The 13,586-nt window shown below is 69.3% G+C and carries 8 protein-coding genes; 4 read left to right on the top strand and 4 right to left on the bottom strand.

Going from position 1 to position 13,586, the window contains the following annotated elements:
• Positions 1-8: 8 nt before the first annotated feature.
• Together CRP55_RS47760 and CRP55_RS47755 are read right to left on the bottom strand one after the other, a co-directional pair.
• On the bottom strand, positions 9-2,681 hold the full coding sequence (locus CRP55_RS47760; protein ID WP_097328745.1) for an AfsR/SARP family transcriptional regulator: 2,673 nt from the start codon (positions 2,679-2,681) through the stop codon (positions 9-11).
• An 85-nt stretch (positions 2,682-2,766) separates the two neighbouring features.
• Positions 2,767-5,232, bottom strand: a complete 2,466-nt coding sequence (locus CRP55_RS47755; RefSeq protein WP_245923899.1) for a X2-like carbohydrate binding domain-containing protein — start codon at positions 5,230-5,232, stop codon at positions 2,767-2,769.
• A 287-nt stretch (positions 5,233-5,519) separates the two neighbouring features.
• Between CRP55_RS47755 and CRP55_RS47750 the strand changes: the two genes are divergently transcribed.
• The 3 genes from CRP55_RS47750 to CRP55_RS47740 are packed head-to-tail and all read left to right on the top strand — an operon-like array spanning position 5,520 to position 9,099.
• On the top strand, positions 5,520-6,509 hold the full coding sequence (locus CRP55_RS47750; RefSeq protein ID WP_179855674.1) for an ABC transporter permease: 990 nt from the start codon (positions 5,520-5,522) through the stop codon (positions 6,507-6,509).
• Positions 6,506-7,423 (top strand): carbohydrate ABC transporter permease, encoded by a 918-nt coding sequence (locus tag CRP55_RS47745; RefSeq protein WP_097328778.1) that lies wholly within the window; start codon positions 6,506-6,508, stop codon positions 7,421-7,423. Before CRP55_RS47750 ends, CRP55_RS47745 begins: the two co-directional genes overlap by 4 nt.
• Positions 7,424-7,443: 20 nt before the next feature.
• Entirely contained in the window at positions 7,444-9,099 is a 1,656-nt protein-coding gene (locus CRP55_RS47740; RefSeq protein ID WP_245923897.1) for a type 2 periplasmic-binding domain-containing protein, read from the top strand.
• A 22-nt stretch (positions 9,100-9,121) separates the two neighbouring features.
• Here the strand turns inward: CRP55_RS47740 and CRP55_RS47735 are convergent, their stop codons facing one another.
• Entirely contained in the window at positions 9,122-9,730 is a 609-nt protein-coding gene (locus CRP55_RS47735) for a YdeI/OmpD-associated family protein (RefSeq protein ID WP_097328744.1), read from the bottom strand.
• A 337-nt stretch (positions 9,731-10,067) separates the two neighbouring features.
• Positions 10,068-12,320: a glycoside hydrolase family 95 protein gene (locus CRP55_RS47730; RefSeq protein ID WP_097328743.1), complete on the bottom strand. Its 2,253-nt coding sequence runs from the start codon at positions 12,318-12,320 to the stop codon at positions 10,068-10,070.
• A 104-nt stretch (positions 12,321-12,424) separates the two neighbouring features.
• Between CRP55_RS47730 and CRP55_RS47725 the strand changes: the two genes are divergently transcribed.
• Positions 12,425-13,582 carry an ROK family protein gene (locus CRP55_RS47725; RefSeq protein ID WP_097328742.1) on the top strand — a complete coding sequence of 386 codons (1,158 nt, stop codon included), beginning with the start codon at positions 12,425-12,427 and terminating at the stop codon, positions 13,580-13,582.
• The last annotated feature ends 4 nt before the right edge of the window (positions 13,583-13,586 follow it).

Genomic DNA, 13,586 nt, shown 5'->3' with positions numbered 1-13,586 from the left:
CTGCACGATCACTGACTACCGATTGCAGTGCCCTCCGCGGCCAGAACGCCGTCCACTCGTGCCATGTAACTGACGAAGTAATCGTCGCCGATGACCTCGGCGAAGACGTCCTCGCGGCCTTGGACCAGCGCGCGGGACCGTTCCGCCTCGGCGCGGGCCCGGGCCGTGTCGCCGAGGTTGTGGCTGGCCAGGGCCAGGATCACGCTCGAGGTCCAGGTGGTCACCTCGTCGGCCGGGTCGATGTGGTCCAGGGCCCACGCCGCCATCCGCGAGGCCGCCTCGTCGTCGCCGAGCCTCAGCGCGATCCAGGCCCGGGCCGCGGCCAGCAAGCAGCGCATGTCGGTCAGGCCCGCGTCTCCGGCCAGGTCGAAGGCCTCGGCCGCCACCGCCGCGGCCCGGGCCGGCTCGTCGTAGTCGTCCAGCATGCGCGCCAGCATGTCCAGCGCGTACACCAGCACGCTCGGCTCACCGGCCCGGCGGGCGGCCCCGACCGCGCGTTCCGCGTACGTCACCTGACCGCGCCCCTCGGTGATGGGAGCCACGGCGAGGTTGCGCAGGATCTGCGCCTGGCCGACCAGGTCGCCCCGGGCCTGCGTGATGGCCAGCGCCCGCAGCAGATAGTCGCGGGCGCGATCGGTCGAGTGTGCTCTCAACTGGACCGCCGCCTCGCGCAGGATCAGCGTCTCGAGTTCCGGATCGCCGAGCCCGGCCACCGCTTCGACCGCCCGCACCGCCTGGTCCCGGAGCTCGGCCGACAACCGGGGCTGAGACGACCGCATCGGCCGCACGTGCACCATGATCAGGGCGGCGGCGCGGGCCCAACCGCGCCGCAGGGCGAGATCGGTGACGGCTTGCACCGCGGCGCGCTCGTTGCGGTACCAGTCGTGCGCCCCGCTCATGTCCACCGGCCGAGACGGGTGGACACCGGGTGGCGGCGGCCCCGGGTCGGCCGGTGGCAGTAGCTTGAAGGTCAGGTAGGCGTTCCGCGACGAGTGCAGGTAATGCTCGACCAGCCGGCGCTCCGCGTCGGGCCGGCCCTCGTCGCTCAGTTCCGCGGCATAGACCTTCAGCAGGTCGTGCGCCGTGTACCGGCCCGCGCCGAGCGGGGTCAGCATGCTCGTGACGGTGAGCTCGGCCAGCGCGGCCCGGACGTCGGCGCCCGCGATGCTGGCGGCCGTCTCGGCCGACACGTCGGCGCTCGGGTGAACCGCCAGCAGCCGGAACAGCCGGGCCGCGGGTTCGGACAGCACGCGGTACGACCAGGAGAAGGCGGCCCGCACGCTGTCGTGCTCCTCGCCGGTGTCGAGAGCGTCGAGCCCGTGGCCGGCCGACAGGTCGGCCACGACGTCGGCCAGGCTCTCCTCGGGGCTGACGGCGATCCGGGCGGCCGCGATGGAGAGGGCCAGCGGCAGGCCGGCGCAGATCTCGACGAGTTTGTCGGTCGCGGCCGGCTCCGCGGCCAGACGCGGCGCGCCCAGGCGACGGTGGAGCATGTCCTTGGCCGCCGAATGGACGAGCCGGCCGACGTACACCGGCCATGCGCCCTCGCGGGCGACCAGGCTGGGCATCCGGTTGCGGCTGGTGACGATGACCAGGCTGCCCGGCGAGGCGGGCAGCAGGGGCCGGACCTGGGCCGAGTCGCGCGCGTTGTCCAGCAGGACGATCATGCGACGGTCGGCCAGGGCCGACCGGAACTGGCCGGTGAGCGTGTCCGGGCCGTCGCCCTCCGGTGTGGCACCCATGCTGATCAGCAGCGACGTGAGGGCCTCGGCCGGGCGCAGCTGCCGGCCGGCCGGGGCGAAGCCGCGCAGGTCGAGGTAGAGCTGGCCGTCCGGGTAGTCGGCGGCGATGCGGTGGGCCCAGTCGACCGCGAGGGTGGTCTTGCCGGCGCCGCCCATGCCGCTGAGCACCACGAGGCCGGCCCGGCGGCCGGCCTGCACCGCGGCGGTCAGCTCGGGGCGCGGGCTGAACGCGGTGACCCGAGGGGGAAGGTGAATCGGCCGGAGGTCGGTGAGGGCCTCGCGGTGCGCCGCCTGGAGCTCGGCTCCCGGGTCGGCGCCGAGTTCCTCGGACAACCGCTGTCGTACGGCCTCGAAGTGCGCCAGGGCTTCGGCCCGGCGCCCAGCCGCCGTGAGGAGCCGGATCAGGCGGGCCTGGAGCGGCTCATGGAAGGGCGCGGACTGCGCGTACGTGCTCAGCAGGGGAAGATCGGCGGCTTGGACCGCCACCTCGATGCGGGCGGTCTCGATCGCGGTGAACGCGGGTAGTCCCAGCACGCCGGCCGGTAGGCCCGCGAAGGGCCGTTCCTGGGCGAGGGTCAGCGCCTGGTCGAACTGCTGCCGCCCGGCCATCTCGAAGAAGGCCATCAGGTCGGACGTTCGGGCGTCCTGTCGCAGTCGATAGCCCTCGCCGACGGGAAGCAGCCAGTTGCCCGGCTCGCGGTTCGGCAGGTCCGGCTCGAACAAGCGCCGGACCTGCCCGATCAGGCGCTGGATCTGGTTCTCGGCGCTGGCCGGCGGCCGGTCGCCCCACAATGTGTCGACCAGCTCGGCCACTCCGACCGTGGCGCCGCGCGCCGCGAGCAGGACGGCGAGCGTCGTTTGGATCCGAATCGACCCGATTTCGACCTCGATGCCCTCGCGCCACAGCCGCAGGCCTCCGAAGACGCGCACCTTGATCATGTGCACAGCCTCGCGGCTCGCCCACCACTCGGCAATACGAAAGGGCCGGGACGCGACGCTGCGTCCCGGCCCTTCCAGTGGGGGGTTACTTCGTGGTGTAGCGGATGACGTCCGTGCGCAGCACGTCGCCGGAGACCTTCACGGCCTTGAAGGTGTGCTTGGTGTTCTTCAGGTTGGCGACGGTGAAGACCGTCTTCTGGGTGGCGCGGGCGGCGCTGTTCGTGTCGACCCGCTTGCTGAGCTTGCCGTCGATGTAGATGTCGACCAGGCCCTGGTCGGGGCCCACAGCGGTGATCCACTCGACGCCGGTGCCGCTGAAGGCGTACGACACGGAATCGCCGTTGACCGTCGTGGCGTGGACGTCGTCGAGGTAGTCGCCGCGGAAGGCGAAGTCCAGCTGCGCCTTTCCGGTGGCCAGGGTGGCCAGGTAGGCCGAGCGCAGCGTCACGGTCGAGCCCGACACGGTGTAGTCGGTGCCCTTGGTGAGGCCGGTGATGCCGATGAACTCGCTGCCGTCGCGCAGGAGCTTGACGGTGACGTCGGCCGGGGCCTTCTTGTCGAAGGACGCGGTCGGCGGGTCGAGCAGGCTCGGCTGGAGGACGTCGATGCGGTCGAGCAGCATGAACGAGCCGGACTTCTTGACCGCCATCAGCGTGTGGCTGCCGTTCGGCAGGTCGTTCACGGTGAAGACGGCCTGCTGGGACAGGCGCGGCTGGCCCTGCTCACGGCCCGTGTTGACGGTCTTGACGAACGTGCCGTCGAGGTAGATGTCGACATCGCCCTGCGAGGAGTCCATCTCCGTCACGTACGAGACGCCGGTGCCGGTGAACGTGTACTGGAACGAGTCGCCGTTGCGCTCGGTGTAGTGCACGTTGTCGTTGTAGTCGCCCAGGCCGCGGCCGGTGCTCTGCGACCACGTGCCGGCGTAGGCGATGCCGGTGTCGGTGTTGTCGTGGATGATCGTGCGGACCGGGCCCGACGTCGACGGCGGGGTGGTGGCGCCGGTGTCGGTGACGGTCAGCTCGAGCGGCTGCGAGGTGGCCGCGACCTCCTTGCCGCCGTTGCGCGACCAGTCGCCGGTGTATCCGACGCGCAGGGCGTCGTTGTTGACGGCGACCTTGGCGCCGGCCTGCGGGGTCACCTTGAGCAGGCGCACGCCGTGGATCGGCACCGCCGGGGCGGTGAAGCCGGTGGCGAAGCGGCCCAGGTCCTTGCGGGCCCACAGGTCACGGACGGTGGCGGCGCCGGTCAGGCCGATGTCGGACCAGGTGGCCGTGATGTCCTTGTCGGCGCGGCCCAGGTTGAACAGGGCCACCGTGTAACTGCCGTCGGGGTTCAGGGCGTACCAGACCGGCTGCTGGGAGGTCGCCGAGACGGGGCGGGCGGGGGTGCCGGCCTGGTCGACCGCGATCACCTCGGGGTTGGTGAGCAGGCTCAGGCCGTACGTGTCGAGCTTGGTCAGGTCGTTGCCGAGATAGAGCGGAGCCGCCGAGATCGCCCAGAGGGTCATCGCGGTCCGCCGCTCGTCCTGGGTCAGGCCGTCCATGGTGCCGTTGCCGATGTTGAGCGAGTCGAGGTCGTTCCAGCCGCCGTTGCCGCCGTTGCGCCACCAGGTGGCCAGGTCGGGGAAGAGCCGGGCGACGTTCTGCCACTGGGTGAGGGCCTCGTTGGCGCAGTAGCACTCGACGTCCCAGTCGATGCGCCAGCCGTTGGCCTTGGAGCGCCAGTAGTCGGCGTACTTGGGGTCGAGGGCCCAGGACAGCTCGAACCAGATCTTGTTGCGCTTCAGGGCCGACGACCAGGCGGCGACGTCGTCGCGGGCGTCGAGCGAGAGGTCGCTGATGCCGGAGCCGGGGGTGACGCTGTCGAACTTGACGAAGTTGACGCCCCACGAGCCGAACAGGTCGGCGATGGAGTCGATGTACTTCTGTGAGCAGGGGTTCGCGAAGTCGATCCGGTAGCCGATGTTCCAGTAGTCGGCCTGCTGGATGGGCTGCTTGACGATGTCGTGGGTGGTGCAGCCGGGCGCGCCGGCGATCGGCAGGCTCGCGTTGTAGATGTCGGGGGAGATGCCCGGGATCATGTAGAGCCCGAACTTCTGCCCGTTCTTGTGGACGTGGTCGATGACCTTCTGCAGGCCCTGCGGGTAGAGCGTGGAGCTCGGCTTCGGGCGCCCGTTGGCGTCGACGCCGTCGTTCCAGCCGGCGTCGACGTTGATGTAGTTGTAGCCGTACTTCTGCAGCTTGGCCTTCATGGCGTCGGACTGCTTGATGAGCTGGTCGCCGGTGATCCACTTACCGTTGCCGGAGTAGACCTGCATGCTGTAGCTGCTCCACCCCATGTAGGGCTTGACGGCCCAGGGGTCGGGGGTGGAAGCGCCCGGTCCGGCGATCGTCGCCGAAGGGGCGACCGAGGGCGGGACACGGGTCGCCGCGGCGGCTTCCGGGCTCGGCTTGGGCTTGGGGCCCGGGTCGGCCTGGGCCGCGGACGCGCCGGCGCCCAGCGGTAGGAGCATCGCCAAACCGAGGACGGCGGCGGAACGGAACCTCACGGTGTTACCTCCTGAAGCGGGGCTACGAAGCCCGGCCCGCGCCGAACGTCCACAGGGGCCCGCAACCGGTCGGTGGGTCGGTGTCGGGGCCTCGGCGCTGGTGAGAGGGCGGGCACAAGGTGCGACGAGCTTAGGACCGCCGACTTAAGGAAATCAATACTTGACGAAGGAAATTATTGAGCTTAGGTTTCGGCCATGTTTCCCGAGATCGGCCATCAGCCGATGACCTCGGCCACGAGGGCCGTTCCGGTGCGAACCGGCACCTCAGGCCGTCCGCAGGAGGCCTGATGGCAACCATCACGCCGCACAAGATCCCACCGGCCGGCGCCGCCGAGAGGCCCTCCGAGCTGGTCGTCCGCCGGCGCAGCAGGCGGGCCGAGTTCCAGAAGTCGTGGCGGTTGCACTGGCAGCTCTACCTGCTGGCGCTCGTACCCATCGCGTACTTCGTGATCTTCAAGTACGTCCCGATGGCCTTCAACGTCATCGCCTTCAAGGACTACAGCCCCGTGCTGGGCCCCTGGGGCAGCGAGTGGGTCGGGCTGGACAACTTCCAGCGGCTGTTCACCAACCCGGTCTTCGGGACGCTGTTGAAGAACACCTTCATCCTGGCGTTCTACCTGGTGCTGGCGAGCTTCCCGATCCCGATCCTGCTGGCCATCGCGCTGAACGAGATCCGCAACGGCTGGTTCAAGCGCACCGTGCAGATGGTCACCTACGCGCCGTACTTCATCTCCACGGTCGTGGTCGTCTCGATCACGATCCTGCTGCTGGCGCCGAACGGCATCGTGAACGACGGGATCGGCAACGTCGGGGCCGGCCCGATCGACTTTCTCGGCGATCCGAACTTCTTCCGGCACGTCTACGTGTGGTCCGACGTCTGGCAGACCGCGGGCTACTCGGCCGTCATCTACATGGCGGCGCTGGCCGGCATCGACCCCGCGCTGCACGAGTCGGCCAAGGTCGACGGGGCCAGCCGGCTCCAGCGCATCCGGCACATCGACCTGCCGGGCATCATGCCGACCGCGGTGATCATGTTGATCCTCGGCGTCGGCAACATGATGGCGATCGGGTTCGAGAAGGCCTACCTGCTGCAGAACAGCCTCAATCTCGCCCAATCAGAGATCATTCCGACGTACGTCTACAAGACCGGCCTGATCAACGCCGACTTCAGCATGGCCACGGCCGTGGGTCTCTTCAATTCAGTGGTCAATCTCTGCCTGCTTCTGGTGGTCAACTTCGTCGCCAAGCGGGTCACCGGAAACGGACTGTGGCGATGAGCGCGACAACCCTCTCGAAGAAGCCGCCGAAGGTCCGCGAGCCCTTCAGTGACCGGATGTTCCTCATCGTCGTCACGCTCATGCTCGTCGTGCTCCTGGCGCTGGTGCTGCTGCCGCTGATCTACATCGTGGCCAGCTCGTTCAGCAGCCCGGCGGCGGTCAACGCGGGCCGCGTGAGCCTGTGGCCGGTCGAGTTCTCGCTCGAGGCCTACCGGTCCGCGCTGAGCAACTCGGAGGTTCTCCAGGGCTACTACAACTCGCTGATCTACGCGGTCGCCGGCACGATCATCAGCGTCACGCTGACCGTGGCCATCGCGTACCCGCTCTCCCGGAAGACCTTCTACGGGCGCAACGTCATCATGACGCTGCTCATCTTCACCATGCTGTTCTCCGGCGGCCTGATCCCGACCTACATGGTCGTGCACGACCTCGGCATGCTGGACACCCGCTGGGCCCTGCTGATCCCCAACGCGATCGGCGTGTGGCAGGTGATCATCGCCCGCACCTTCTTCGCCAACACCGTCCCGGACGAGCTCTACGAGGCGTCGCAGCTCGACGGGGCGGGCGGCCTGCGGACCCTCTGGTCGGTGGTGCTGCCGCTGTCGAAACCGCTGCTGGCCGTGCTCGCCCTGATGTACACGATCTATCAGTGGAACACCTATTTCGACGCCCTGGTTTACCTCAAGGACCCCGATCTGTTCCCGCTGCAGATCGTGCTGCGCAACATCCTCATCCTCAACACCCCGGGCCGGGCCGGCTCCGTCGATCTGGCCCAGTCGATGCACCAGATGCAGTTGGCCAACGTGCTGCGGTACGCGCTCATCGTCATCTCGAGCCTGCCGGTACTGATCATCTACCCCTTCGTCGCTCGCTTCTTCACCAAGGGCGTGCTCGTCGGCGCCGTCAAGGGCTGATTCAAGAAATGGAAGGAATCATGAAGAGATCATTCATAGCCATCGGGATCTCCGCGACGCTGGTGGCCGCCGGTTGCTCGTCGAGCAAGAAGGACGACGCCCCGCAGGCCAAGATGGACGGCGACAAGGTGATCGTCACGGCGATGGCCGCGGCCGACGCCGACACCAAGCTGGACACCAACGCCACCACCAAGATGCTCAGCGACAAGTTCAAGATCAAGTTTGAGTTCACGACCACGACCATGGACGGCGGCCCGGCCAAGGAGAAGCGCCAGATCGCCATCTCCAGCGGCGACTACCCGGACCTGTTCCTGCTCACCCCGTACATCGACGCCTTCACCAAGACCGAGGTGCAGAAGCTCGGCCAGCAGGGCGTCGCCGTGCCGCTGGAAGACCTGATCAAGGAGAACGCGCCGAACGTCCAGAAGGCGCTCGACGCCAACCCGGTCCTCAAGGCGATGTCGACCACGCCGGACGGCCACATCTACGCGCTGCCCCAGTGGTCCGACTGCTTCCACTGCACGTACTGGAACAAGCTCTGGATCAACTCGGAGTGGCTGAAGAAGGTCAACCTTCCGATGCCGAAGACCACCGAGGAGCTGCGCACGGTGCTGCGGGCCTTCAAGACGAAGGACCCGAACGGCAACGGCAAGGCCGACGAGATCCCGATGACCACCGACACGCAGGACAGCACGCTCATCGGCTATCTGATGGGTGCTTTCGCGTACGCCCCGTTCGGCGCCAGCAACGGTGTGCCGTCCCTGCTCGAGCTCAACGGCGACACGGTGCAGACGCCGGTCGACAAGCCCGAGTGGCGTGAGGGCCTCAAGTACATCAACTCCCTCTACTCCGAGGGCCTGATCGACCGGGCCTCGTTCACCCAGAACGCCGAGGCCCTGCAGGCGACGGGCAACGACCCCAAGGCCGTACGCATCGGCTCCTCGCCCGTGCTCTACCCCGGCATCTTCGTCCAGCTGGGCCAGAAGGACGGCCGCGACAAGCAGTACGACGCCGCGCCGCCGCTGACCGGCCCCGAGGGCAAGAGCTACACCGCGTACAACAACCCGACCTCGACCGGCTACACCTTCATGCTGACCAACAAGTCCAGCAAGGAAGCCCGGATCGCGGCCCTCAAGATGCTCGACTACATCTACACCGACGAAGGCCAGCTCGAGGTCAACAACGGCCCCAAGGGCACCGGCTGGGTCGAGCCCGCCGCCGGCGACATCGCGCTCGACGAGACCGTGAAGCCGACCTGGAAGACCCTGCCGTCGGCCGACGTCCCGAAGAACATCGCCTGGTCCTCCATGGGCCAGTACAACGTCACGACGAAGCTGCGCAACGAGCAGGCCGTCCCGAAGGACATCTACGCGGAGACCGGCCTCGAGCGGCGCCTGTTCGAGGCGACGAAGCAGTACGAGCCGCACGTCGACAAGGCCAAGGTCTTCCCGGAGGCCCAGATCTGGGTCGACCCGAACGACGTCTCCGAGCTGGCGACGCTGAAGACCAACCTCGACAGCTACGTCAGCCAGGGCGAGCTGGCCTTCATCACCGGCTCCAAGAACATCGACACCGACTGGGACGCCTTCGTCAAGGGCCTGGACGGCATCGGCATGAAGCGCTACCTGGAGCTGAACCAGAAGGCGTACGACCGGTACAAGTCCACAAACAAGTAAAGGCCGGAGCCCGGCCCGCTGCTCAGGCAGTGGGCCGGGCTTTCTGCGGGTAGATCGTCTCGTGGCGGGCCAGCATGGCGACGAACTCGACGATCTTCCGCTCCCGCGTCTCGGCCCGCTTGACGCCGTTGACGCGGTGGATCAGCGCGAACCGGTTGGCGCTGGTGAGGACGTCGAACATGGCCTGCGCGGCCGGCTCGGCGGCGATCGCGGCCAGCAGATCCTCCGGCACCACAGCCTCCGAGGGCGGAGCGTAGGCGGCCTCCCACCGCCCGTCCGCCTTCGCCGCCTCGACCGCGGCGCGACCGGCGGGCTGCATCCGCCCCTCGGCCTCCAGCCGGGCCACATGCCCGACATTGCGTTTCGACCACGAGCTACGGGCCCGCCGCGGCGTGAACCGAATCCACGACATCGCCTCGTCGTGCTTGCGGGCCTGCCCGTCGATCCAGCCGAAACAAAGCCCCTCGTCAACCGCCTGCTGCCACGTCAGCGTGGTGACGGCGCCACCTTTCTTGGCCAGCGCAAGCCAGATACCGGGCGACGACCCATGGTTCTCGCTCAGCCACGCCCGCAACGCCCCGGCGTCGGCGAAAATCATCTCTTCCAGCACAACGGGCTCCGTCTTGGCCATGCCAGCAGGCTAACCGTGCCCCCTGACATTTTCCGCCGCGCCGGCCACGCTCCCCGTCAGCCGGCACCGGGGCCGGCGCACTCGGGTGCCCGGCGCCGTGCTTCGTCGCAGGTCCGGGCCACTTCGGCCGGCGCGATCATCCCCAGTCGGCGGTCCTGCCATGCCAGATGAGCCTGGGGCGAGAGCCGGCGCCGGAAGGCGCGTGGTCGTCCGGCCGTCGGCCCGCCGGCCCGTGCAGGAGGTGCTTTCGGCGTGGAACAGCCGGGAGCCGACCTCGTCGTCCCTACATATTGGAGCGACGAGCGGGGCTGTGGCGCGGGCCGGGGGCCGGCGGCGATCAGGCCGGGAAGTTGCTGTGATCGACGGTGTGGTGATGGGGCTCGTGCCAGGTGAGGCCGGTGACCGCGTCCTGGTAGCGGACGCGGGTGGTGGTCTTGCGGTCGGAGCGGATGTGGGCCTCGTGGAGGCGGCCCTCGCGCCAGGTCAGGTCGACGGTGAAGCCGCCTCGGGCCCGTAAGCCCTGTACCGAGCCGTTGCGCCAGGTGGAGGGGAGGGCGGGCAGCAGCTCGATCTCGTCGCCGTCGGACTGCAGGAGCATCTCGGCTATGGCGCCGGCGCCGCCGGAGTTGCCGTCGAAGGAGTAGATGTTCTGTTCGGCGCCGGCTATGCCGCCCTGCGAGTAGCTCAGCAGGTTGGTCTCGCTGGCGTCGGTGATCAGGCGGGTGATGTGGTGCAGGGCCTTGTCGCCGTTGAGCAGGCGGGCGTGGAAGGCGGCGAAGTTCGCCTCCACCCACTCGGTCTGCTCCCAGCCGGGCGCGGCCTGCCGCCGTTCGATGGTGACTTCCACGGCCCGGGCCAATTCGGGTGTACGCCGTGGGCTGATCTGCCGTTCGGGGAAGACCGACACCAGGTGCGAGGTGTGGCGGTGGGCCGGGTCGGCCTCGTCGAAGTCGTGCAGCCACTCCTGGAGCTGGCCGTGCCGGCCGATCCGGAACGGCGACAGCCGTGCGCGGGCCGCCTCGGTGCGGGCGCGCAGCGCCGGGTCGACGCCGAGGATCTCCGCGGCCTGGCCGCAGATGCGCAGGATGGCCTCGGCGAAGGCGCGGTCGGCGGTGGTGCCCATGGCGACCGTGCCGCGCGTGCCGTCCGGGGCCAGGTAGGCGTTCTCCGGCGACTCGGCCGGGCCGGCCACGAGCCAGCCGTTGGTGGGCTCGGGCACCAGGTAGTCGAGCAGGAACTCGGCGGCGCCGCGGAGGACCGGATAGGCGTGCTCGCGCAGGTAGTTCTCGTCGAGCCCGTATTCGTAGTGCTCCCACAGTTGCAGGGCCATCCAGGCGCCGCCGGTGACGTTCAGGCCCCAGCCGATGCCGGCCCCGGGGGCGCTGTAACCCCAGGCGTTGGTCACCGTGTGGGCCACCCAGCCCCGCGACCCGTACATCTGCCGGGCCGTTGTCGCCCCGGTCTCGGCCAGCCGCCGGAGGAAGCCGAACAGCGGGGTCTGGCATTCGGCGAGGTTGCCCGACTCGGCCGCCCAGTAGTTCTGCTGGGTGTTGATGTCGAGGTGGAAGTCGTTGCTCCAGCCCATGCTGCTGGCGAAGCCGTCGTTCCAGACGCCTTGCAGGGCCAGCGGCAGCGGGGAATCGGCGCGGGAGCCGGCGATGGTGAGGTAGCGGCCGTACTGGTAGTACAGGGCGATCAGGTCGTCGTCCCGGTGACCCTGGGCCAGGCGCTCACGCCGTACGTCAGTGGGAAGCGCGACCGGCTCACCGAGATCGAGCGACACCCGGCGCATGAGGGACTGGTGGTCCGCGATGTGGGCGGCGCGCAGGGTCTCGTAGCCGGGTGCGGCGGCCACCAGCTTCTCGGCCCGGCCGGCGGCGTCCTCACCGGCCCAGTCGGTGCCCACGGCGATCAGCACGACCACCGCGTCGGCGCCGCTGACCGTGATGGTGTCACCGTCGGCGCTCAGCGTGCCGCCCTCGAGCACGAAGCGACAGCGGATCTCGACGGTGGCGCCGTCCTGACCATTGCTGTGCAGGGACTCGACGGCCCGGCCGCTGAAGGCGAGGCCGTCCTCGGTGGCCGTGGTGGTGCCGGGCAGGACGGAGTCGTCCAAGGTGGCGGTGAAGCCTCCCGTTGTTCGCATGGCGATGACGCCGTGCGGGTGCGAGGCGAAGACTTCCCGTACGTGGTCACCGATCTCGATGCGGACGAGGCCGGTGTCGAGGTCGAGGGTGCGGCGGTAGCTTTCCGTGGTGTGGTCGCCGCCGAAGTCGAGGCGCAGGCGGGGGAGGGGCACGTTCGTGCCGAACGAGGTGGGCCGTCCGGGCAGATGTTGCTCGGCGAGGCGCTGGGCCTCGGCGTATTTCCCGTCGAAGAGCAGCTGCCGGATGGCCGGCAGATGCCGCGCCGCGGTGGGGCTCACGTCGGTGTCCGACGGCGCCCCGGACCAGGCGGTCGACTCGGAGAGCCGGATGATTTCGGTGGTTATGCCCCCGTACACCATGCCGCCGAGCCGGCCGTTGCCGATCGGCAACGCCTCGAACCAGCGCTCGGCCGGCCGATCGTAGAAGAGATCAGTGGTGGGCATCGGGAGTCTCCTGAAGGCCGTCGATACAGCGCGGCGAGCGTAGGTCCGAATTGAGGCCTAAATCAATACTTGACGAAGGAAATTATTGAGCTTAGATTTCGGCCATGTTTCCCGAGGCTGACGCCGTAGCGCCCGCAGTGACAGCCGTCTTCACCGCCGTCCTGACCGAGGGCCCGATCAGCCGCGTCGCCCTCGCCCGCCGCCTCGACCTGTCCTCCGGCGCCGTCACCAAGGCGGCCCGTCCGCTCATCGACCTGGGCTATCTCGAGGAGCTGGCCGCCACCGAGCGCACCGGCCCGGGCGCCGGCCGCCCGGCCAGCCCGCTCGCGATCCGGGCCGACAGCGAGTTCTTCGTCGGTGTGAAGATCACCGCCGACGAGCTCATCGGCGTGGTCTGCGACCTGCGGGCCCAGGTGCGGGTGTCGGCACACCGGCGGCTGCCCGTGGCCGACGCCGACCAGGTGCTCACCCAGCTCGGCGAGCTCGTCGACGACCTGCTCGACGGGCCCGGCGACTATCGGGCGCGCACCCGGCGGCTCGGGCTGGCCGTCTCCGGCGACGTCGACCCGATCACCGGCCTGGTCCGCTATTCGCCGTTCCTGCGCTGGCACGACGTCGCGCTGCGGGAGCGGGCCGAGAAGATCACCGGGCTCGCCGTCACGGTCGAGAACGACGTGAAGGCGCTGACCATCGCCGAGCACTGGTTCGGCGAGGGCGTGGGCGCCGAGTCGTTCGCGCTCGTCACCGTCGGCGCCGGCATCGGCTGCGGCCTGGTGGTCGGCGGACGGCTCGTCTCCGGCGCCCACGGCGTGGCCGGCGAGATCGGCCACATCGGCATCGACGTCGACGGCCCGGACTGCCACTGCGGCAGCCGCGGCTGCGTGGAGGCGATCGCGGGGGCCGGCGCCATCGTCCGGCAGGCCCGCCTTTGCTCGGGCCGGCCCTCCCTGACCTTCGAGGACGCGGTGGAACTGGCCCGGCACGGCGACGTGGCGGTCTGCGAGGTCTTCGCCCGCGCCGGCGACGCGATCGGGGCCGGCATCGCCGCGGTGGCCAACCTGGTCGGCCCGGCCCGCATAGTCGTCTCCGGTGAAGGGCTGGCGGCGTACGACCTGTTCGAGCCGCACATCCGGGCCGGCTTCCAGCGCCGGGCCTTCGGCGCCGCCGCCGACTGCCCGCTCTCGATCAGGCCGCTGCCGTTCGAGGAGTGGGCGCGGGGGGCGGCCACAGTGAGCATCAAAGCTCTCGTGGCGGCGGGATAAAGTA

Origin of the sequence: Paractinoplanes atraurantiacus (assembly GCF_900215205.1) — a bacterium.
GTDB classification, from domain to species: domain Bacteria; phylum Actinomycetota; class Actinomycetes; order Mycobacteriales; family Micromonosporaceae; genus Actinoplanes; species Actinoplanes atraurantiacus.
This window is presented reverse-complemented; position numbering and strand designations above follow the sequence as displayed.